We start from the raw sequence: 20423 nt of genomic DNA on the forward strand, positions 1-20423 counted from the left end.
CGAACAAGTTTGAGACTAGGGTGGACAAGGGATGGCTGACGATAACGAGTTGACGCTAAAAGACCCGGCTGCGGGCAAGAAAAAGAAGCTGATCATTATCATTGCCCTGGTGGTTATTTTGCTGGGCGGTGGTGGTGCTGGCGCCTTCCTGATGCTCTCCGGCTCCGATAAACCGCCCGCTGAAGCGGCGGAAGGTGCCGAGGCCACACCCAAGGTGGAAGCGCCTAAGCCTTCCCTCTATGTCGGTATGCCGCGGCCCTTTGTCTTCAACGTCGCCGGTGCCCAGCGGGATCGACTGGTGCAGATCAAGATCCAGCTGATGGTGCGCGGTACCGCCGACGAGACGCTGGCCAAACAGAATATCCCCCTGATTGAAGGCACCTTGCTGCGGGTATTCAGCGCAGCCAGTGCCGAACAGCTGATGACCTTTGAAGGCAAGGAGAAGCTGCGCAAGGATTCACTGGAAGAGTGCCGTCGGGTGCTCAAGGACCTGGTCTCTTCCCCCGTTATCGAACAAGTGCTGTTTACCGGCTTTGTAATGCAGTAGGTGAAGCGTGAGCGATCTGTTAAGTCAGGACGAAATTGATGCCCTCTTGCACGGTGTCGATGATGTCGAAGAGGAAGAGATAGGCGGCGCTGGAGACCCCGGCGTAGCCCAGTTTGACTTCTCCTCCCAGGACCGCATCGTCCGTGGTCGCATGCCGACGCTGGAGCTGGTGAATGAACGTTTCGCCCGCCATATGCGGATCAGCCTGTTCAACATGATGCGTCGTACCGCCGAGGTCTCTATCAACGGCGTGCAGATGCTCAAGTTTGGCGAGTATGTTCATACCCTGTTTGTGCCGACCAGTCTCAACATGGTGCGGTTCCGCCCACTCAAGGGGACGGCACTCATCACCATGGAGGCTCGACTGGTCTTCATCCTGGTGGAGAACTTCTTCGGTGGCGATGGCCGTTATCACGCCAAGATTGAAGGGCGCGAATTTACCCCGACCGAACGGCGCATTATCCAGATGCTGCTCAAACTGGTGTTTGAGGATTACAAGGATGCCTGGGCGCCGGTGATGGATGTGGGGTTCGAGTATCTCGACTCCGAAGTGAACCCGGCGATGGCCAACATCGTCAGCCCGACCGAGGTGATCGTGGTCAGCTCGTTCCACATCGAGCTCGATGGTGGCGGTGGCGACTTCCACGTGGCGATGCCTTATTCCATGCTGGAGCCGATCCGCGAGCTGCTGGATGCCGGTGTGCAGAGTGACAAGGGGGATACCGACGTACGTTGGAGCAAGGCGCTGCGTGACGAGATCATGGACGTCAAGGTGGAGCTGCGGGCCAAGCTGCTGGAGACCGAACTCACTTTGCGTGAGCTGATGGAGCTGCGACCCGGCGATATCATTCCGGTCGATATGCCGGAAAATCTGCTGGTTTTTGTGGAGGACTTGCCCACTTTCCACGCCAAGATGGGCCGCACCAAGGATAATGTGGCGCTCAAGATCACCGACAAGCTCAAACGTCCGGAAGGGGTCAAGACGGAGATGCATCTGGTGACCCGGGGCGGGGTACGAATTGATGGCGAGGCCGAGCTGGAAGAGCTCGAGCGCAGTATCGAAGATCAACAGCGATAATTGACGGTTTATTACGGTAAACGGTCACGAAGTAGCATAAGGAAACAAGATGAGCGGAACTGAGGAAGAGGATCTGATGGCTGATGCCTGGGCTGCGGCTCTGGAGGAGCAGGTGACGGCGGAAGCCAAGCCAGCCCCGCTGGAAGAGTTGAAAGATGATGCCCCCATCAGTGCCGAGGAGCGTCGCAAGCTCGACACCATTCTTGATATTCCGGTCACTATCGCCATGGAGGTGGGCCGCAGCCAGATCAGCATCCGCAACCTGTTGCAGCTGAACCAGGGCTCGGTGGTGGAGCTGGATCGTGTTGCAGGCGAGCCGCTGGATGTATTGGTCAACGGTACCCTGATCGCTCACGGCGAGGTGGTGGTGGTGAACGACAAGTTCGGTATCCGCCTGACTGACGTCATCAGCCAGATTGAACGGATCAAAAAGCTCAAATGATGCGCCTCCTGTTGTTATTGCTGCCTGTTCCGGTCTTTGCCGAGACAGCGGCATCTGCCAACGTGCCTAGTCTGAGCTCCTGGTTGCTCTCCAGTCTGATGGTGATTGGCCTTATTCTGGTGCTGGGCTTTCTGCTCAAGAAGAGCAAGCTGGCGACCGCCATGGGTGGCGGCCAGATGCGGGTCATCGCCTCGTTGCCGGTGGGTTACAAAGAGAAGCTGCTGGTGGTCAAGGTGGGCGAACAGCAGTTGCTGGTCGGCGTAACACCGCAGCAGGTCAACTTTCTCTACCGGCTGGAGGAGCCGCTGGACGAAAACCAGCCGCAGGCGTTTTCCCAGCAGCTTGGCAAATTGATGGGCAAGCATGAAAAAAGCTAACGGCTTATGGCTGAAAACGGGGCTGCTGGTCAGCCTGCTGATACCACTGTTTTGCTCTTGGCCTGCGCTGGCACAGGACGCCATGTCGGCGGTGACCGTCAAGACCATGGGGGATGGCTCTCAGGAGTACAGCCTGACCCTGCAAGTACTGGCGCTGATGACCGCGCTCTCCTTTTTGCCGGCCATGGTGATCATGATGACCTCGTTTACCCGCATCATAGTGGTGTTGGGTATCTTGCGCCAGGCGATAGGTCTGCAACAGAGTCCCTCCAACCAGGTATTGATCGGCATCGCCCTGTTCATGTCGTTCTTCATCATGTCGCCGGTGCTGGATCGCATCAATGATGAGGCGTTGCAGCCCTACCTGGCCGAGACCATTCAGGCCAAGGAGGCGCTGGAGCGGGCCGAGTTGCCCATTCATCAGTTCATGCTGGCCCAGACCCGGATCAAGGATCTCAACACCTTTATGGAGATCGCCAACGTGCAGGTGGAGAAACCTGCCGATGTGCCGTTGCGGGTGCTGATCCCGGCGTTTGTCACCAGCGAGCTGAAAACCGCTTTCCAGATAGGCTTTATGCTGTTCTTGCCATTCCTGGTCATCGATCTGGTGGTCGCCAGTATTCTGATGGCGATGGGGATGATGATGCTCTCGCCGATGATCGTCTCGCTGCCCTTCAAGCTGATGCTGTTCGTGATGGTGGATGGCTGGAATCTCATTCTGGGGTCGCTGGCCAACAGTTTCGGACTGGGTGCCGGTTAGCCGGTCGAGCACAAGGAGCCCGAACATGAGTCCTGAAACCTTTGTCGACGTCTTTCGTGAGGCGCTCTGGTTGGTCAATATCATGGTCAGCGCCGTGATCCTGCCCAGCCTCGCTATCGGACTGGTGGTAGCCATCTTTCAGGCGGCCACCTCCATCAACGAACAGACCCTGAGCTTTCTGCCCCGTCTTATCGTGACCCTGCTAGCCCTGGGAATTGGTGCTCACTGGGGAATGCAGAGTCTGATGGACTTCTTCATACTGATGGTCAATCAAATCCCCGAGGTGGTGGGATGACCTACACAACCGCTCTGATCATGGAGTGGTTGTCTTCCATCCTCTGGCCGCTGGCGCGGGTGAGCAGTCTGCTGATGGTGATGGCGGTGTTTGGCAGCCGCCTCGCTCCTGCGCGGGTACGGATGGGGCTGGTTTTGGCCATCACCTTTCTGATTGCCCCGCTGCTCCCGAAAATGCCCCCCATTGAACTCTTCTCTGCCGGCAGCTTTCTGGTATTGGGCCAGCAATTGCTGATCGGTATTGCCCTTGGTCTGATGACCCAGTTTCTGATGGAGAGCTTCGTGATGGCCGGTCAGGTCATCGCCATGCAGACCAGTCTGGGTTTTGCAACCCTGGTGGACCCGATGAATGGCCAGTCGGCCCCCGTAGTGGGTCAGTTTTATCTGATGCTGGCGACCCTGGTGTTTCTGGCGCTGGATGGTCATCTGGTGATGCTGCGGCTGGTCATTCTTAGTTTCGAGACACTGCCTGTCTCCGAGCACGGCCTCTCGGTTTCATCCATGAAAACCCTGAGTGCGTTTCTGGGTGTGATGTATCAGGCTGCTTTGGTGATGTCGCTCTCAGCCATCGTCGCCTTGCTCTTAATCAACTTTGCCTTTGGCGTCATGACCCGGGCGGCGCCGCAGCTCAACATTTTCAGTATCGGTTTTGCGGTCAGCATGATGTCGGGTCTGCTGATCCTCTGGCTCACTATCGGCGGGTTCCTCGGTCACTTCGACATCATGTGGGAGCGGGTGCAGGAGGTCAGCTGCGAGCTGATCAACACCCAGTGTTTCGGGGGCGCTCATGGCTGATACCGACCAGGAACGTACCGAACAACCCACGGGCAAACGACTGCAACAGGCCCGTGAAAAAGGGCAGATTGCACGTTCAAAAGAGCTGGGAACCGCCAGCGTTCTGCTCTCGGCGGTATTTGGCCTGCTGATGCTCAAGGGCTCGCTGGCGACTGCCATGATCAAGGTAGTCACCATGGGCTTTACGCTGGACAGGGAGCAGGCTTTCGATCCCAATGCCATGATCGCTATGGTGCCGGCGCTGCTGGGGGAACTGGTGCTTCCGCTGGGACTCTTGTTTGCGCTGGTGGCGATTGCCGCTTTTATCGGCAATACCCTGATGGGGGGGATGAACTTCTCCACCGAAGCCATGATGCCCAAGATGAGCAAGCTGAGCCCGCTCAGCGGCCTCAAGCGAATGTTCGGGGTGCAGTCGCTGATCGAGCTGGTCAAATCCATCGCCAAGGTGGTGTTCATCACCCTGTTTGCCTGGTGGATGTTATCCAGTCAGTTCAATCATCTGCTCAACCTCTCCATGGAGGGCTTCCCCGGCGGCATTATCGATGCGCTGGAGTTGTTTCTCTGGATGCTGATCATCCTCTGCTGCGCCCTGCTTCCCATCGTTGCCATCGACGTGCCGTTCCAGCAGTGGAACCACATGCGTCAGCTCAAGATGACCAAGCAGGAGGTCAAGGACGAGTTCAAGGACAGCGAAGGCAAGCCAGAGGTAAAGGGCAAGATCCGCCAGTTGCAGATGCAGATGGCGATGCGTCGAATGATGGGGGATGTGCCCAAAGCTGATGTGGTGATCACCAACCCGACCCACTACTCGGTAGCGCTCAAGTATGATGCGGGCAAACCCGGTGCCGCGCCCAAGGTCGTGGCCAAGGGCACAGATGAAATTGCAATGAAGATCAGGGAGATCGCCAGAGAGTACGAGATCCCCATCATGCCGTCACCAGCCTTGACCCGGGCTATTTACCACTCAACCGAGCTGGGCCACGAGATCCCGGAAGGGCTGTTTGCGGCGGTTGCCCAGGTGCTCGCCTATGTCTTCCAGCTCAAGAAATTCCGCCGTGGTCAGGGGCGCCGTCCCCAGCCGCTGGCTAAAGATCTGCCCATTCCGACCGAATATCGAAAATGACAAAGTTCTGACGCAGTCAAAATAAATCCATTGTATTTCAATGTCTTGTATTGTTGGCTTGATGTTTGCTTTAATCTGGCACCAGCAGGTTGAAATTGAGAAGCGCGATGGAATTCAAGGCAGTATTTGGCCAGTTCAAAGAGTACCGGGGAGTATTGGGCAAAGGCCTTGGTACCCCTCTGCTGGTATTGGCCGCGCTCGGCATGGTGGTGTTACCCATCCCGCCGCTGATGCTGGATGTGCTCTTCTCCTTCAACATTGCTCTCTCCATCGTGGTGCTGCTGGTATCCGTCTATACCCGCCGCCCCCTCGAATTTGCAGCCTTCCCGACCGTACTGCTGCTCGCTACCTTGCTGCGGTTGGCGTTGAACGTCGCCTCGACCCGGGTGGTGTTGCTGGAAGGTCATAATGGTAGTGCGGCGGCTGGTCATGTGATCGAGGCATTCGGTAACGTGGTGATCGGCGGCAACTATGCGGTCGGCATCATCGTTTTCACCATCCTGATGATCATCAACTTTGTGGTCATTACCAAGGGTGCCGGGCGGATCGCGGAAGTGAGTGCCCGTTTTACCCTTGATGCGATGCCGGGCAAACAGATGGCCATCGATGCCGATTTGAACGCCGGTCTCATCAATCAGGAAGAGGCGAAGAAGCGTCGCCAGGATGTGACCCAGGAAGCCGACTTCTACGGCTCCATGGATGGTGCCTCCAAGTTTGTCAAAGGGGATGCCATTGCGGGCATCATGATCCTCTTTATCAACATCATCGGCGGCTTCATCATCGGGATGATGCAGCACCAGCTGACCTTCAGCGAATCGGCCGAGATCTATACCCTGTTGGCCATCGGTGACGGTCTGGTGGCACAGATCCCCTCCCTGCTGCTCTCCATTGCCGCCGCTATCATAGTGACCCGTCAGAATACCGATCAGGACATGGGTACCGCCGTACTGGGCCAGCTGTTTGACAATCCCAAAGCCCTGATCATCTCTGCCGGTATTCTGTTGATGATGGGACTGGTGCCGGGGATGCCGCATTTCGCCTTCCTGAGTCTGGGGGCTCTCGCCGCCGCCGGCGCCTGGTGGTTGCTGCGCCGCGAGAAACTGGCGGCCGCCAAAGCGGCCAAGGGTGAGCTGTTGCCTGCCACAGCCGAGCAGCCTCATGAGCAGAAAGAGCTGAGCTGGGATGATGTGATGCCGGTGGACATCATCGGGCTGGAAGTGGGTTATCAGCTGATCCCGCTGGTGGATCGCAATCAGGGTGGCGAGCTGCTCAACCGGATCAAAGGGGTGCGCAAGAAACTCTCGCAAGAGCTGGGCTTCCTGGTCCCTGCCGTCCACATTCGCGACAACCTGGATCTGGCGCCAAACCAATACCGCATCACCTTGATGGGGGTCAGTACCGGCGAGGCCAATGTCTACCATGATAAGGAGATGGCCATCAATCCGGGGCAGGTGTTCGGCCAGATCCAGGGGATAGCGACCCGGGATCCCGCCTTCGGACTGGAAGCGGTCTGGGTTGCCAAGGAGATGGTCTCTCAGGCACAGACGCTGGGGTATACGGTGGTGGATACCGCGACCGTGGTGGCTACCCATCTGAGCCAGATCCTGACCAACCATGCGGCTCTGCTGCTGGGCCATGACGAGGTACAACAACTGCTCGACATGATTGGCAAACATCAGAGCAAGCTGGTCGAAGGGTTGGTGCCGGAAGTGATCAGCATGGGTAACCTTGTGAAGGTATTGCAGAATTTGCTCAATGAAGGCGTGCCAATCCGCGATATGCGCACTATCCTGCAGACCCTGGTGGAATACGCGCCGCGCAGTCCGGATCCGGAAGTGCTCACGGCCGCTTGCCGGATTGCCCTGCGTCGCCTGATTGTGCAAGAGATTGCAGGCCCCGATCCCGAGCTGCCGGTGATTACCTTGGCGCCGGAATTGGAACGTATATTGCATCAATCCCTGCAGGCTGGTGGCGGTGATGGTGCCGGTATTGAACCGGGTCTGGCTGAACGGATGCAGCGTTCGCTGGTGGAAGCCACTCAACGACAAGAATTGGAAGGCCAACCGGCCGTGCTTCTGACATCGGGGATCTTGCGCAATACCCTGGCGAAATTTGTCAAGAATGCCATTCCTGGATTGCGCGTTCTGTCTTATCAGGAAGTGCCCGACGACAAGCAGATCCGCATCGTCAGTGCGGTAGGGCAGAACTAGTTAGCGGAGACGACGGGTGAAGATTAAGCGGTTTTTTGCCAAGGATATGCGAACGGCTCTGGCCGAGGTCAAGGAGACTCTCGGGCCTGACGCCGTCATCATGTCCAACAAGAAGGTCACCGGAGGGGTAGAGATAGTCGCCGCAGTCGATTATCAATCCCAGGTCCCGGGGCCCAAAGATGCGCCGGTTCGCCGTCAGCTGAACGATGAGAGCGTCAATATTTCGTCTGCTGCACGGCAGATGATCCGCCCCGAGCCGTCGCCGGCGAAGGAGCAGAACGAACATTATGCCGATACCCTGGCCGCCTTGCTGGCGCGCCAGCAGAAGCTCAAGCCGGGCAATGGGGCGCCAATGGGCAATACCCAATCGGCCGGTCTGGCCGCTGCCAATGCAGCGCCCAGAACATTGGCCGAGCAGGGGCAGTGGGGCGCCGCTCCGGAGCCTGCCAAGCCCAAGGCCCGGGTTGCCTCCGGCCAGCGCCCCCCTCAACCAGCCCAGCGGGATCAGGAGATGGAAGGGATGCGCAAGGAGATGGCCAGCATCCGCAAATTGCTGGAGCACCAGATCTCCGGACTGATGTGGCAAGAGGTGGAGCGCCGCGAACCGATGCGGGCCCTGCTGATCAAGGAGCTCAAGAAACTGGGCTTTGACGATGCGTTTGCCGATCAACTGGCGGGACTGATCCCCGAAGATATGTCCATCCATCAGGCGATGGCCCAGTTGGCCGAGGTGCTGACGGCCCAGCTCAAGATCAGTGAGGACGAGATCATGCGTCAGGGCGGCGCGGTGGCGCTGCTTGGTCCGACCGGGGTGGGCAAAACCACTACCATCGCCAAGCTGGCTGCCCGTTTCGCCATGAAGTATGGCGCCGAGCAGGTGGCGCTGATCACCACCGACAACTACCGGATTGGTGCCCATGAACAGCTGCAGACCTATGGTCGCATCATGGGGTGTCCGGTGCGGCAGGTGCGTGATGCCGAAGAGTTGGCCAATGCCCTTTATCAGTTCCGCCACCGTCGGCTGGTACTTATCGATACGGCCGGGGTGGGTCAGCGGGATATCCGGTTGACCGAGCAGCTCGATACCCTGGTCAAGAATGCCAAGGTACGGATCCGCAGTTATCTGGTGATGTCGGCAACTTCCCAGCGTCGGGTGATGCAGGAGGCGGTTGACCATTTCCGGCGTATTCCATTAAGCGGCTGCATACTTACCAAATTGGATGAAAGTCTGAATCTGGGCGAAGTGATTAACGTGTGTATCCAGAATTCATTGCCCATCAGCTATATCACTGACGGACAAAGGGTTCCGGAAGATATTCAGGTTGCCAATGCGGCGCAGCTCGTCGGGGCTGCCATGGGCTCGCTGGAGCGAGAAACAGAGGAGCCCTATTTCTGGGGCGCAGGCTTTGGCGAGGCCGAAGATTCGGAGTTTTATGAGTAACATGTATATGGATCAGGCGAGTGGTCTGCGCAAAATGCGTCAAAACAATCGAGTAAAAGTAATCGCCGTTTCCGGTGGTAAAGGTGGCGTGGGCAAGACCAACGTGACCCTGAACGTGGCCGGAGCCATGGCCGCCCAAGGCAAGCGGGTGATGGTGCTGGATGCCGACCTGGGTCTGGCCAACGTCGATGTCATGCTGGGGCTGCGGGTTCATCGCAACCTCTCTCACGTGCTGGCGGGTGAATGCACCATCGACGATATCATCGTCGAAGGCCCTTACGGCATGATGATCGTGCCTGCGACCTCGGGCACCCAGTCCATGGTCGAGCTTTCTCCGGTGCAGCATGCCGAGCTTATCCGCGCCTTCAGCGAGATGAAGACCCAGGTCGACATCCTGCTGGTGGATACGGCTGCGGGGATCTCCGACATGGTGCTGAGCTTCACCCGAGCAGCTCAAGACATCATGGTGGTGGTCTGCGATGAGCCGACCTCCATCACCGATGCCTACGCCCTCATCAAGATCCTCTCCAAGGATCACGGCGTGTTTCGTTTCAAGGTGGTGGCCAATATGGTGCGCAGTCTGCGCGAAGGGCAGGAGCTCTTTGCCAAACTGACCCGGGTCACGGATCGTTTCCTCGACACCTCGCTGGAGCTGGTCGCCTGTGTACCCTATGACACCAATCTGCGTGCCGCTGTGCGCAAGCAGAAGCTGATTGTCGAGGCGTTTCCCAAGTCGCCGGCCGCACTGGCGTTCCGGGCCCTTGCCAACAAGGCGGCGAGCTGGCCGGTTCCCAACCAGCCGGGCGGCCATCTGGAGTTTTTCCTGGAAAATTTGTTGCAGAAACCGGCCACAACACAGGAAGGTTCCCGTGAATAAAGCCCAAGCGTACTTGCGTCATCAGGATTCCTACGTGCTGGTGGAGCGTCATGCTCCCCTGGTCAAGCGAATTGCCCAGCATTTGTTGGCTCGCCTGCCCAGCAGTGTCTTGCTGGATGACCTGATCCAGGCAGGTATGATTGGGCTGCTTGAAGCCTCCCGCAACTTTGACGGTAGCAAGGGGGCCAGCTTCGAGACGTATGCCGGGATCCGCATCCGAGGCGCCATGCTGGATGAGATCCGGCGTGGTGACTGGGTACCCCGCTCTGTGCATCGCAACAGTCGCGCTATTGCAGAGGCGATCGAGAATGTCGAGCAGACTCACGGGCGTGACGCGCGAGATACCGAAGTTGCTGCCGAGATGGGGGTCTCCATCGCTGATTACCATGCGATGCTGCAAGACGTCTCCTGCGGCAAAATTATCGGCATCGAAGATTTGGGGGTCAGCGAGGATGTGATCGGCAACCCCGATGATGCCCCTTCAGGCTCGGGATTCGATGAATTGGCTGCCGAGCGATTTCAGATTCAATTATCCGAGCAAATTGGTCGTCTACCAGAGAGAGAAGCTTTGGTTCTCTCTCTTTACTACGATGAAGAGCTGAATTTGCGTGAAATTGGCGAGGTTTTGAATGTCAGCGAGTCGCGTGTGAGCCAGATCCACAGTCAGGCAATGCACAGATTGCGTGCTCGTTTGAGAGATTGGCATCTATAAGTGTTTGTACTGGCTACACTGAGATGAAACTCTAAGGCATAATCCGCACGACACAACCCGTTTTTAGCATCATGTAAGTGAGCCACTCTGGTGGCTATTTAGGAGGGAATTTTGGACAAGAACATGAAAATCCTCATTGTTGACGATTTTTCAACGATGCGCCGGATTATCAAGAACTTGCTGCGCGACTTGGGATTCAACAATACCCATGAGGCGGATGACGGCAATACAGCGCTGCCGATGCTGAAAAATGGTGATTTTCAGTTTGTAGTTACCGACTGGAACATGCCTGGCATGCAAGGTATTGACCTGCTTAAAGCCATCCGTGTCGATGAGAAGCTCAAGCATCTGCCGGTACTGATGGTAACTGCTGAAGCCAAACGTGAGCAGATCATTGAAGCCGCCCAAGCTGGCGTCAACGGTTACATCGTCAAGCCCTTCACCGCAGCAACGCTCAAAGAAAAACTCGACAAAATTTTCGAACGAATTGGCTAAGGAGCTGCAGGGATGATGGCCAAAACGAGAGCAATGATTTCGCTCGACCAGGCAAGGATGCTTGTTGCTCATCTGGAGCAAGGCGAATTTGAGCTGGCCGATGAACTGCTTGCCGAAGTATGTGCCCCCAACGCAGCCGATCTGTTTGAAAAAGTAGGTCAGCTGACCCGACAACTGCATGATTCACTTCAAGAATTTCGCCTTGATCCCCGTATTCCCGATTTGGCTACTCATGATATTCCCGATGCTCGGGAACGCTTGAGCTACGTTATCGATATGACCGACAAAGCGGCCAATCGCACAATGGATGCGGTGGAAGCCAGTTTGCCGATAGCGGATCGCCTGAATGACAATATCCAGCTGGTGATGCCGAACTGGAATGCCCTGATGTCTCGTGACATGAGCGTGGGGCAGTTCAAATCCTTATGTCACCAACTTGATGATTTTATTAAGGCTTCAGAGTCTGATGCCGATAAATTACGGCAACTGCTGACAGAAATCCTGATGGCACAAGATTTTCAGGATTTGACAGGTCAGATGATCCGCAAGGTCATCAAGCTTGTTCAGGAAGTTGAAACAAAATTAATAGAAATGCTGACCATGTTTGGTGAGGCTTCTGCTGAGCATTCAACTCGTAGTATTCCTGTCAACGGGATTGAAGCAGAGGGCCCTATCATGAACCCCGAGGCTCGTGCCGATGTGGTCAATGGTCAGGATGATGTGGACGATCTGCTGTCTAGCTTGGGATTCTAATGGAGTGACGCATGGCCTTCGAAGTTGATGAAGACATACTGCAAGACTTTCTGGTCGAAGCATCCGAAATATTGGAACAGTTGTCTGAACAACTGGTCGACTTGGAAAAGCGGCCCGATGACAAGAACCTGTTGAATGCTATCTTTCGCGGTTTCCATACCGTGAAAGGGGGGGCAGGTTTTCTGTCGCTCGGTGAACTGGTTGATGTATGCCACGGTGCGGAAAACGTGTTCGATATCTTGCGTAATGGCAAGCGAACCGTTACTGCGGAGCTGATGGATGTGATCCTGCAAGCGCTGGACGCCATCAATGTCATGTTCGCCCAGGTTCAAAATCGCGAAGCACCCAGCCCTGCGTCAGATGATTTGCTTCATGACCTCCACGAGTTGTGCAAGCCGGAAGGGGAAGAGCAACTGCGCACTGCTACCAGTGCGGCTGCGGCTGTAGAATCTGAACCTGCAGTACCGGTAGTTGTTGAAGAAGTTGTTCCAGACGTTGTTGAACCCGCAGCCACCAGCAGCGAGCCTGCTCCTGTCAATGGCGGCGGCTCGATAGATGAAATTTCTGCAGACGAATTTGAACGCCTGCTGGACGAGCTCCACGGCGTGGGTGGGGCTCCGACCAAGACGGTTGCAGCAGCGCCTATCGCTGGTGGCTCTGGCGATATCACCGATGATGAGTTTGAGGCCTTGCTGGATCAACTCCATGGTCAGGGACAGCACATGGGGGCGCCAGAGGTGAATCCTCTGAAATCGGTGCAAAAAGAGGTGGACGAGCTTATCGATGATGATGAGTTTGAACGCCTGCTTGATGAATTGCATGGTCGTGGTCAAGGGCCTCAGAGTACTATGGCACCTGCCGCACCTGCCGCACCTGCCGCACCTGCCGCACCTGCCGCACCTGCCGCACCTGCTGCACCTGCTGCGGTGACTCCGCCCAAACCGGCCACTCCTGTAGCCAAACCAGCACCGGCTGCTCCCGCAAAACCTGCCGAAGCAGCCAAGGCACCAGCGCCTGCCGCCAAGGCTGCGCCTGCGCCAGCAGAAAACAGTGCCGTGCAAAGCGATACGACGGTGCGGGTGGATACCAAGACCCTCGATGTCATCATGAACATGGTAGGTGAGTTGGTACTGGTTCGTAACCGGCTGGTGAGCCTGGGTATTGCCAGCAATGATGAAGAGATGTCAAAGGCGGTTGCCAATCTGGATGTGGTAACGGCTGACCTGCAAGGTGCGGTGATGAAAACCCGCATGCAGCCAATCAAGAAGGTATTTGGTCGTTTCCCGCGCGTGGTGCGTGACCTGGCCAGAACCCTCAAGAAAGAGATTGAGCTGGTGATGGTGGGGGAAGAGACCGATCTTGATAAAAACCTGGTGGAGGCGCTCGCCGATCCTCTGGTTCACCTTGTTCGCAACTCATGCGATCACGGGGTCGAAATGCCGGATGTGCGAGAGAAAGCGGGCAAGCCGCGGCAAGGGACAATCACCCTTAGCGCCTCCCAGCAAGGTGATCATATTCTGCTTTGCATCGAGGATGATGGGGCAGGGATGGATCCTGAGAAACTCAAGTCTATTGCCATCAGTCGCGGTGTGCTGGATGCAGATACTGCCGCTCGCATGAGCGACAACGATGCCTATAACCTGATCTTTGCCCCGGGCTTTTCAACCAAGGCCGAGATCTCCGATATCTCTGGCCGTGGTGTCGGAATGGATGTGGTTAAAACCAGCATTGTCAGCCTCAATGGATCGGTGCACATCGATTCCACCTGGGGGAAAGGTACCCGTCTCGAAATCAAGGTTCCGTTGACGCTAGCCATTCTGCCGACTCTGATGGTTGAGGTGGGTGAGCAGACCTTCGCACTTCCCCTTGGTTGTGTGAACGAGATTTTCCATCTGGACCTGAAAAAGGCAAATATGGTGGATGGTCAGCTCACCATCATTGTTCGTGAGAAGGCAATTCCGCTCTTCTATCTGCACAAATGGTTGATTCGTGGCGCTAACAAGCGTTCACGCCAGGATACCGGACATGTGGTGATCGTGCAGATTGGCACTCAGCAAATCGGGTTTGTGGTAGATAGCCTGATTGGTCAGGAAGAGGTAGTGATCAAGCCACTTGATAACCTGCTGCAAGGCACCCCTGGCATGGCCGGGGCGACGATTACCAGTGATGGCGGAATTGCTCTTATTTTGGATGTGCCGAGTCTGCTCAAAGCATATGCGCGTAGACATTAATAGCTCAGGCCCAAGGAGTTAGAAAAACAACAATGGCAGTCAAGGTATTAGTTGTCGACGATTCGAGCTTCTTTCGCCGTCGGGTGAGCGAGATCATCAATCAGGATCCCATGCTGACGGTGATTGATACGGCCCAGAATGGACGTGAGGCGGTGGACAAGGCGATGTCGCTGCGCCCTGATGTGATCACCATGGACATCGAGATGCCCGTGATGGATGGCATCAGTGCGGTGCGGGAGATCATGGCCAAGTGCCCAACCCCCATTCTGATGTTCTCCTCCCTGACCCATGAAGGGGCCAAGGCTACGCTGGATGCGCTGGACGCCGGTGCCCTCGACTTCTTGCCCAAGAAGTTTGAGGACATTGCCAGAGACAAAGATGAAGCGGTCAGACTGTTGCAACTGCGGGTGAAGGAGATCTCCCGCAAGCGCTTCCTGATGACATCAGCTGCTCGCCCCAAAGCACCTGAACCGGTTGCTCGTGCTCCGTTGGGTAGCCCTGCGCCCAGATCTTCAGATCGTCAGCCTGACCTGCAACGCACTGTGCCAAGTGCCTCATTCAAGCGCAGTGGCAAGAGTTATCAGTTGGTGGCGATCGGTACTTCTACCGGCGGACCTGTTGCTTTGCAAAATGTGCTGACCAAGTTGCCGGGGGATTTTCCCCATCCAATCCTGCTTATCCAGCATATGCCAGCCACGTTTACTGCCGCATTTGCTGCCCGTCTCAACGGGTTATGTCAGATTGGCGTCAAGGAAGCGGAAGATGGCGATGTGCTTAAACCCGGGCATGCCTACCTTGCTCCCGGTGGCAAACAGATGCTGCTGGAAGGTCGTGGTGCAGGGGCTCGCATTCGCATCGTGGATGGCAACGACAAGGTAAATTACAAGCCTTGTGTGGATATTACCTTTGCTTCTGCGGCCAAGACCTATGCCGACAAGGTATTGGCGATTGTGCTGACCGGTATGGGCGCAGATGGCCGTGATGGCGCCAGACTGCTGAAAGAGCAGGGCTCTACCATTTGGGCTCAGGATGAGGCTTCCTGCGTGGTATATGGTATGCCCCAAGCAGTAGCCAAAGCGGGGATTGCCAGCGAATCACTCCCTCTGGACAAGGTGGCCCAGCGTATTCTGGTTGAGTTGGGGCGCTAATCATGGGCTTGCTCGGTCTGCTCCTGGCATTGGGGGCTATTGCCATTGCCCAACTGTGGCATGGCGGCTCCCTGTTGACGCTGGTGGACGGGCCTGCTTTTCTGATCGTGCTGGGCGGTACTGTCGGTGCTGTCACGTTGCAGACTCCTGCCAAGTACATTCTGCTGGCGTTGCGCCAGCTGTTATGGATTGTTACCCCTCCCCGCCAGGATCTTGCGACGCAGGCCGAACGATTGCAGTCATGGGCCGTCTTTGCGCGCCAGCAAGGGCTGCTTGCCCTTGAAAATCAGGCCGAGCAGGAGGAAGACAACTTTACCCGTCAAGGGCTTGGCATGATTGTCGATGGGGTATCCACAGAGGATATTCGTATGCTGCTGGAAGCGGACATCGATATCGAGCAGGAGCGCAATGAACATGCCGCCAGGGTATTTGAAGCCATGGGGGGGTACAGTCCGACCATCGGGATCATCGGTGCTGTGCTGGGCCTGATCCAGGCCATGTTTCATCTCGAAGACCCGTCAGCGTTGGGGGCGGGTATCGCAGTGGCATTTGTGGCGACCATATATGGAGTGGGGTTTGCCAACCTCATCTACCTGCCTATCGCCAATCGGCTACGCGCATTTCACTATCACTATGCACTCTTTCAGGAGATGACCCTGGAAGGGCTGCTAGCTATCGCTCATGGTGAAAACGGCTTGCAGGTTGAACGCCGGCTCAGGGCCTATTTGAAAGGAGAGTAGCCATGCGCAAGCGCTATCGGTTGCACTTGCAGGGTCGCGAGCATCTTGACCGCTGGCTGGTCTCCTATGCCGATTATATGACGCTGATCTTTGCCTTGTTCGTGGTGCTCTACTCTGTTGCGCTGGTGAACAAGGACAAGTATCGCGCGGTGATTGATGGTATGAGCCAGGCGTTCAGTGTCATGCAGTCTGGCGGCAATGGCTTGCTTGAAGGGCAGGGTAATTCCCTGCTGGATAACGCGGTATCTGCCTCTCCATCTTTGCTGGAAAGCCCAGCATCCCCCTCTCCTTCACTTGCTCCCATTTCTGGTGTGCCAGTGCTGCAAGATGGCGCGACACTTGCAAAACTCGATATGCAGTTGCAACAGAGCATGGGCTCGCTGGTGGATGCCGGTATCGTCAAACTGACGCAAGACGAGAACTGGCTGACGGTTGAACTCAGTTCCGGCTTGTTGTTTGGCAGCGGCAGTGCCTTTTTGGGACCAAACGCTGCACCGGTCATTAATACTCTTTCAAGTATTCTCAAACCGGTCGATAACTATGTAAGGGTTCGGGGTTATACCGATAACCAACAGATAAATAATGAAATTTATCGTTCTAACTGGGCGCTTTCTGCTGCTCGGGCCGAAGCGGTACTCAATGGTTTGATTGCTGATGGGATCGCCCCTCAGCGTCTGGCGTTCGAGGCATATGGTGAGTTTTCCCCCTTTGCTGACAACGGCAGCGAGCAGGGCAGACTGCAGAATCGCAAGGTTGTGGTCGCTATCTCCAAATTTGCCTGGGTGCCGCCGGCACCTGTGGTTGCAACACCGACGGTAGTTGCTGAACCGGTTCCAGCTGTACAGCAGGCGGTGGATGCAGGAGAGATAAAGGTGATCACCTTGCCCGGTGGTGGCATACGCATAACAACAAGGCAGGATTGATACAGTGATTGTTTGGACGGTTGCCAACCAGAAAGGTGGTGTGGGTAAAACCACCACAGTGGTCTCGCTTGCGGGGATCCTGGCCCAGCGTGGCCAGCGGGTGCTGTTGATTGATACCGATCCCCATGCTTCGCTGACTGCATATCTTGATTTTGATTCAGATCGCCTGGATGGAACCCTCTATGAGTTGTTTCAAGCTGTCAAACCGACAGCCGAGCTTGTCAATAAACTGACGCTCAAGACCAAGTTCGAAAATATCAACTTACTGCCAGCATCTATTACCTTGGCTACCCTTGATCGGGTGATGGGCAATCGTGAGGGGATGGGACTGGTACTGAAGCGGGCACTGCTGCGCATTCAGGATCAATATGATTACGTGCTGATCGATTGCCCGCCAGTACTGGGGGTGATGATGGTCAACGCGCTGGCTGCCTGCGATCGCATTCTGGTGCCTGTCCAGACCGAATTTCTGGCCCTCAAGGGGTTGGAGCGGATGATGAAAACATTCGAGATCATGCAGCGTTCCAAGCGTGACAAGTTCCGTTATACCGTGATCCCGACCATGTTCGACAAGCGCACTCGTGCCTCTCTGATGACCTTGAAGTCGATCAAGGATCAATATGGAGATTCAGTTTGGAATGCGGTAATCCCTATTGATACCAAGTTTCGGGATGCCAGCTTGCTGCATATTCCCCCGTCTATCTATTCTCCCGGGAGTCGTGGAACCTATGCATATGAAACGCTGCTCAACCATCTTGATGCCCTTGAGCGGCAACGGGTTCATGAGGTGACGGCATGAGAGATACCATTCAAGTTCGGGCGATGGATGACTATTTCCACTCCCTGCTGCTCGATGAGCCACTGGTGCTGGATGAAGTGGAAGAGGTTCAATCTGCCCCTGTTTTACAGTTGCAACGTCAGCCCCAAAGCGTCCCAGACGTAGTCGCCGCACCTTACCTCGAAAGCGATCCACGGCTTGCCCAGCTTGGTGAGCTATTGGCTCAGGTGGGACAAGTCCAGTTTGAGAATGACGCCTTCACCCAGGAGATAACACTCACCGCACCGCTGGAGATTGTGGCGGAGGAATCACTGCTGCCGGTGGAGCCTGAGTGGCCTGCGGAGGTGCAGCTCCCCGAGGTTGCGGAGCCCCATACTACTATCCTGACCGAAACGGCGCTGGAGGTTGCTCCGGTAGAGGCCAGTGAACCTGTTACCTGGGAAAATATCGATACCGGTAAGGAGTTTCAGGCCCTTTTCTTTGAAGTCGCGGGTGTGACGTTTGCGGTGCCGTTGACCGAGCTGGGGGGGATTCATCAGCTGGGCGAGATCACCTCCCTGTTTGGCCAGCCTAGCTGGTACAAGGGGATCATGACCTCTCGCGAGCAGAAGATGAATGTGGTCGATACTGCCCAGTGGGTCATGCCGGGTCAGCATCTCGAGATGGATGATTACAAGTATCTGGTTATGCTTGGTGAATCGCCGTGGGGATTAGCCTGCCATCATCTCAAAGGGACTGAATTGTTACACCGTGACCAGGTGAAATGGCGCCATCAGGAGGGTAAGCGCCCCTGGTTGGCTGGCATGGTCAAAGAAAAAATGTGTGCCCTGTTACACGTCCGCGAATTGCTCCTGTTGCTGGAGCGTGGGGTTAACATAGAAGGTCGCTGATAACTTCTGCAATCGAGCTGTTTTATTGCTAGTTTTAGCAGTAGACGTTTTCATAAAAGGAATAAAAACATGACAGAAAAGCGCAATATTGCACAGAATCTGGCCGAAGATGAAGTGCTGCAATGGGTAACCTTCCAACTGGAAAACGAAACCTACGGCATCAATGTGATGCAGGTTCAGGAGGTGTTGCGCTACACCGAAATTGCACCGGTGCCGGGTGCGCCTGAGTACGTACTGGGGATCATCAACCTGCGTGGCAATGTGGTGACTGTCATCGATACCCGTTCCCGTTTCGGTCTGCCTTCCGGTGATGTGAGTGAAAACTCCCGGATTGTGATCATTGAGGCCGAGAAGCAGGTGATCGGCATCATGGTCGACAGCGTGGCTGAAGTGGTTTATCTGCGCTCTTCCGAGATCGATGCGGCACCTGCGGTCGGTACTGAAGAGAGCGCCAAGTTTATTCAGGGGGTGAGCAACCGCGATGGGCAACTGCTTATCCTGGTTGACTTGAACAAGCTGCTCTCCGATGAAGAGTGGGAAGATATCGGTTCCCTCTGATAAGTAAGGTGATGTTTTGATAATCGAGATGGTTGCCTTGGGGATGTCCCTGATTGCCTTGGCGTTTGCCTCTTATATCTGGTTCAAGAGCAAGCGCAGCAAGCAGGAGTCCGAGGCCAGTGTGGCAACGCTGCAAGGTCAGTTGGAAAGCTTGCGCAAGCAGATGATGGAGCTCCATACCGGTGCCATTGGCATGGGGCAGCGTCTGCAGTCGGTGGAAGGGGCGATGCAGCAGGTCAATGAGCGCCAGCAAGAACTGACCATGCAGGATCCCGAACGCAGGCTCTACAGCCGAGCGGCCAAGATGGTCGAACTGGGCGCCGATCTTGATGAAGTCATGAGTGAGTGCGAGTTGCCAAAGGCAGAGGCTGAGCTCTTGATATCGTTGCGAAAAGGTCGCTCTTGATGATTCAGGAAGGCAATTGCCTTCCTGAATTTTATGGCGTGCAGCCGCTTGTCCCCCGGCTGCGTTGAGCAGGCGGTTTCTACCGCATTTTCTTTGTGATCCCGGTCGCCAGTCAGTTCAATTGTTGCATCTTTGAAAAGACGTATTCCAATACTGTGTTAAGATGCAGACCGCTTCATTTTCTCTGAAAAAATCCCCATGCTGCTTCAAGTTAACAATCTGAGCTGCGTGCGCGAAGATCGCACTCTGTTTGAACACCTCTCTTTCTCCGTTGCGCCTGGCGATCTGGTGCAAATTGAAGGGCCCAACGGGGTCGGCAAGACCAGCCTGTTGCGGTTGTTGACCGGGCTGTCGCAGCCGTTTGCCGGTGTGGTGTGCTGGAATGGGGAGAATATTCGTCACTGTCGTGATGAGTATCATGCCAATCTGCTCTATCTCGGCCATCAGCCCGGTGTCAAAGCGGCGCTGACCCCTTTTGAAAACCTGAAGTTCTACCAGCAGTTACATCACCCGCAGCAAACAGAGACTGACTTGTGGCAGATATTGGCCCGGGTAGGGCTGGCCGGATTTGAAGAGAACCCGACCGGGCAACTCTCTGCCGGCCAGCAACGCCGGGTGGCTCTGGCCAGACTCTGGCTGTCACAGAAACCGGCACTCTGGATCCTCGATGAGCCCTTTACAGCCATCGACAAGCAAGGGGTCAAGGTGCTCGAACAGCTCTTTCTGGCCCACGCCGAGCGGGGCGGCATGGTGATCCTCACCACCCATCAGGATCTGACCCTGATGCAGGGACGGCTGAAGACTATCTCGTTGACCCCCTTCGCATCGACATTGCAGGAGTAACG

23 protein-coding genes are annotated in these 20423 nt (G+C 55.9%); all 23 read left to right on the forward strand.

Going from position 1 to position 20423, the window contains the following annotated elements:
- Positions 1 to 31 precede the first annotated feature (31 nt).
- Complete coding sequence (fliL, locus tag ACTG2W_RS19190; protein WP_106842731.1) at positions 32 to 547, forward strand: flagellar basal body-associated protein FliL; 516 nt, start codon at positions 32 to 34, stop codon at positions 545 to 547.
- Between the two features lie 7 nt (positions 548 to 554).
- Positions 555 to 1625 carry a flagellar motor switch protein FliM gene (fliM, locus tag ACTG2W_RS19195; protein ID WP_005334736.1) on the forward strand — a complete coding sequence of 357 codons (1071 nt, stop codon included), beginning with the start codon at positions 555 to 557 and terminating at the stop codon, positions 1623 to 1625.
- A 49-nt stretch (positions 1626 to 1674) separates the two neighbouring features.
- Positions 1675 to 2067, forward strand: a complete 393-nt coding sequence (gene fliN / locus ACTG2W_RS19200) for a flagellar motor switch protein FliN (RefSeq protein ID WP_005298791.1) — start codon at positions 1675 to 1677, stop codon at positions 2065 to 2067.
- Entirely contained in the window at positions 2064 to 2444 is a 381-nt protein-coding gene (gene fliO, locus ACTG2W_RS19205) for a flagellar biosynthetic protein FliO (RefSeq protein ID WP_005353678.1), read from the forward strand. The genes fliN and fliO overlap by 4 nt, the downstream gene beginning before the upstream one ends.
- On the forward strand, positions 2431 to 3204 hold the full coding sequence (fliP, locus tag ACTG2W_RS19210; RefSeq protein ID WP_005334729.1) for a flagellar type III secretion system pore protein FliP: 774 nt from the start codon (positions 2431 to 2433) through the stop codon (positions 3202 to 3204). Before fliO ends, fliP begins: the two co-directional genes overlap by 14 nt.
- 25 nt (positions 3205 to 3229) lie before the next feature.
- Positions 3230 to 3499 carry a flagellar biosynthesis protein FliQ gene (fliQ, locus tag ACTG2W_RS19215; RefSeq protein ID WP_005334727.1) on the forward strand — a complete coding sequence of 90 codons (270 nt, stop codon included), beginning with the start codon at positions 3230 to 3232 and terminating at the stop codon, positions 3497 to 3499.
- On the forward strand, positions 3496 to 4293 hold the full coding sequence (fliR, locus tag ACTG2W_RS19220) for a flagellar biosynthetic protein FliR (RefSeq protein ID WP_440016462.1): 798 nt from the start codon (positions 3496 to 3498) through the stop codon (positions 4291 to 4293). The genes fliQ and fliR overlap by 4 nt, the downstream gene beginning before the upstream one ends.
- Positions 4286 to 5416 carry a flagellar biosynthesis protein FlhB gene (gene flhB / locus ACTG2W_RS19225; protein ID WP_005334720.1) on the forward strand — a complete coding sequence of 377 codons (1131 nt, stop codon included), beginning with the start codon at positions 4286 to 4288 and terminating at the stop codon, positions 5414 to 5416. Before fliR ends, flhB begins: the two co-directional genes overlap by 8 nt.
- Positions 5417 to 5523: 107 nt before the next feature.
- Positions 5524 to 7626, forward strand: coding sequence for a flagellar biosynthesis protein FlhA (flhA, locus tag ACTG2W_RS19230; protein WP_106842730.1), 2103 nt, complete (start codon positions 5524 to 5526; stop codon positions 7624 to 7626).
- Between the two features lie 16 nt (positions 7627 to 7642).
- The gene (gene flhF, locus ACTG2W_RS19235; protein WP_021229881.1) at positions 7643 to 9067 is read left to right on the forward strand and encodes a flagellar biosynthesis protein FlhF; all 1425 of its coding nucleotides are present in this window, start codon (positions 7643 to 7645) and stop codon (positions 9065 to 9067) included.
- A 1-nt stretch (position 9068) separates the two neighbouring features.
- On the forward strand, positions 9069 to 9944 hold the full coding sequence (locus ACTG2W_RS19240; RefSeq protein ID WP_013723550.1) for a MinD/ParA family protein: 876 nt from the start codon (positions 9069 to 9071) through the stop codon (positions 9942 to 9944).
- Positions 9937 to 10656 (forward strand): RNA polymerase sigma factor FliA, encoded by a 720-nt coding sequence (locus ACTG2W_RS19245; protein ID WP_019444723.1) that lies wholly within the window; start codon positions 9937 to 9939, stop codon positions 10654 to 10656. Before ACTG2W_RS19240 ends, ACTG2W_RS19245 begins: the two co-directional genes overlap by 8 nt.
- Positions 10657 to 10779: 123 nt before the next feature.
- Positions 10780 to 11151: a chemotaxis response regulator CheY gene (gene cheY / locus ACTG2W_RS19250; protein WP_005334709.1), complete on the forward strand. Its 372-nt coding sequence runs from the start codon at positions 10780 to 10782 to the stop codon at positions 11149 to 11151.
- A 12-nt stretch (positions 11152 to 11163) separates the two neighbouring features.
- Positions 11164 to 11904, forward strand: coding sequence for a protein phosphatase CheZ (locus ACTG2W_RS19255; protein ID WP_005353668.1), 741 nt, complete (start codon positions 11164 to 11166; stop codon positions 11902 to 11904).
- A gap of 11 nt (positions 11905 to 11915) precedes the next feature.
- The gene (locus ACTG2W_RS19260; protein ID WP_106842729.1) at positions 11916 to 14135 is read left to right on the forward strand and encodes a chemotaxis protein CheA; all 2220 of its coding nucleotides are present in this window, start codon (positions 11916 to 11918) and stop codon (positions 14133 to 14135) included.
- Positions 14136 to 14167: 32 nt separating this feature from the next.
- The gene (locus tag ACTG2W_RS19265; protein ID WP_106842728.1) at positions 14168 to 15283 is read left to right on the forward strand and encodes a protein-glutamate methylesterase/protein-glutamine glutaminase; all 1116 of its coding nucleotides are present in this window, start codon (positions 14168 to 14170) and stop codon (positions 15281 to 15283) included.
- Between the two features lie 2 nt (positions 15284 to 15285).
- Positions 15286 to 16023 carry a flagellar motor protein gene (locus tag ACTG2W_RS19270; RefSeq protein WP_181281568.1) on the forward strand — a complete coding sequence of 246 codons (738 nt, stop codon included), beginning with the start codon at positions 15286 to 15288 and terminating at the stop codon, positions 16021 to 16023.
- A 2-nt stretch (positions 16024 to 16025) separates the two neighbouring features.
- Positions 16026 to 16946: a flagellar motor protein MotB gene (locus tag ACTG2W_RS19275; RefSeq protein ID WP_021229886.1), complete on the forward strand. Its 921-nt coding sequence runs from the start codon at positions 16026 to 16028 to the stop codon at positions 16944 to 16946.
- A 4-nt stretch (positions 16947 to 16950) separates the two neighbouring features.
- Positions 16951 to 17745: a ParA family protein gene (locus ACTG2W_RS19280; protein WP_005334696.1), complete on the forward strand. Its 795-nt coding sequence runs from the start codon at positions 16951 to 16953 to the stop codon at positions 17743 to 17745.
- A complete protein-coding gene (locus ACTG2W_RS19285; RefSeq protein WP_128835240.1) occupies positions 17742 to 18614 on the forward strand; it encodes a chemotaxis protein CheW in 873 nt (290 codons plus the stop codon). Before ACTG2W_RS19280 ends, ACTG2W_RS19285 begins: the two co-directional genes overlap by 4 nt.
- A gap of 69 nt (positions 18615 to 18683) precedes the next feature.
- Positions 18684 to 19172, forward strand: coding sequence for a chemotaxis protein CheW (locus ACTG2W_RS19290; RefSeq protein ID WP_005298836.1), 489 nt, complete (start codon positions 18684 to 18686; stop codon positions 19170 to 19172).
- A 28-nt stretch (positions 19173 to 19200) separates the two neighbouring features.
- Positions 19201 to 19578: a DUF2802 domain-containing protein gene (locus ACTG2W_RS19295; RefSeq protein WP_005334692.1), complete on the forward strand. Its 378-nt coding sequence runs from the start codon at positions 19201 to 19203 to the stop codon at positions 19576 to 19578.
- 198 nt (positions 19579 to 19776) lie between these two features.
- A complete protein-coding gene (ccmA, locus tag ACTG2W_RS19300; RefSeq protein WP_128835242.1) occupies positions 19777 to 20421 on the forward strand; it encodes a cytochrome c biogenesis heme-transporting ATPase CcmA in 645 nt (214 codons plus the stop codon).
- The last annotated feature ends 2 nt before the right edge of the window (positions 20422 to 20423 follow it).

Origin of the sequence: Aeromonas sp. 96A (assembly GCF_051919165.1) — a bacterium.
GTDB lineage: Bacteria > Pseudomonadota > Gammaproteobacteria > Enterobacterales > Aeromonadaceae > Aeromonas > Aeromonas veronii.

Coding starts and splice junctions, on each gene's coding strand:
- fliP (WP_005334729.1), top strand. CDS start 2,431: ATGAAAAAAGCTAACGGCTTATGGCTGAAAACGGGGCTGCTGGTCAGC.
- fliR (WP_440016462.1), top strand. CDS start 3,496: ATGACCTACACAACCGCTCTGATCATGGAGTGGTTGTCTTCCATCCTC.
- ACTG2W_RS19285 (WP_128835240.1), top strand. CDS start 17,742: ATGAGAGATACCATTCAAGTTCGGGCGATGGATGACTATTTCCACTCC.
- flhB (WP_005334720.1), top strand. CDS start 4,286: ATGGCTGATACCGACCAGGAACGTACCGAACAACCCACGGGCAAACGA.
- fliO (WP_005353678.1), top strand. CDS start 2,064: ATGATGCGCCTCCTGTTGTTATTGCTGCCTGTTCCGGTCTTTGCCGAG.
- ccmA (WP_128835242.1), top strand. CDS start 19,777: ATGCTGCTTCAAGTTAACAATCTGAGCTGCGTGCGCGAAGATCGCACT.
- ACTG2W_RS19240 (WP_013723550.1), top strand. CDS start 9,069: ATGTATATGGATCAGGCGAGTGGTCTGCGCAAAATGCGTCAAAACAAT.
- ACTG2W_RS19265 (WP_106842728.1), top strand. CDS start 14,168: ATGGCAGTCAAGGTATTAGTTGTCGACGATTCGAGCTTCTTTCGCCGT.
- ACTG2W_RS19260 (WP_106842729.1), top strand. CDS start 11,916: ATGGCCTTCGAAGTTGATGAAGACATACTGCAAGACTTTCTGGTCGAA.
- ACTG2W_RS19290 (WP_005298836.1), top strand. CDS start 18,684: ATGACAGAAAAGCGCAATATTGCACAGAATCTGGCCGAAGATGAAGTG.
- fliN (WP_005298791.1), top strand. CDS start 1,675: ATGAGCGGAACTGAGGAAGAGGATCTGATGGCTGATGCCTGGGCTGCG.
- cheY (WP_005334709.1), top strand. CDS start 10,780: ATGAAAATCCTCATTGTTGACGATTTTTCAACGATGCGCCGGATTATC.
- ACTG2W_RS19270 (WP_181281568.1), top strand. CDS start 15,286: ATGGGCTTGCTCGGTCTGCTCCTGGCATTGGGGGCTATTGCCATTGCC.
- ACTG2W_RS19275 (WP_021229886.1), top strand. CDS start 16,026: ATGCGCAAGCGCTATCGGTTGCACTTGCAGGGTCGCGAGCATCTTGAC.
- ACTG2W_RS19255 (WP_005353668.1), top strand. CDS start 11,164: ATGATGGCCAAAACGAGAGCAATGATTTCGCTCGACCAGGCAAGGATG.
- fliL (WP_106842731.1), top strand. CDS start 32: ATGGCTGACGATAACGAGTTGACGCTAAAAGACCCGGCTGCGGGCAAG.
- flhA (WP_106842730.1), top strand. CDS start 5,524: ATGGAATTCAAGGCAGTATTTGGCCAGTTCAAAGAGTACCGGGGAGTA.
- ACTG2W_RS19295 (WP_005334692.1), top strand. CDS start 19,201: ATGGTTGCCTTGGGGATGTCCCTGATTGCCTTGGCGTTTGCCTCTTAT.
- fliQ (WP_005334727.1), top strand. CDS start 3,230: ATGAGTCCTGAAACCTTTGTCGACGTCTTTCGTGAGGCGCTCTGGTTG.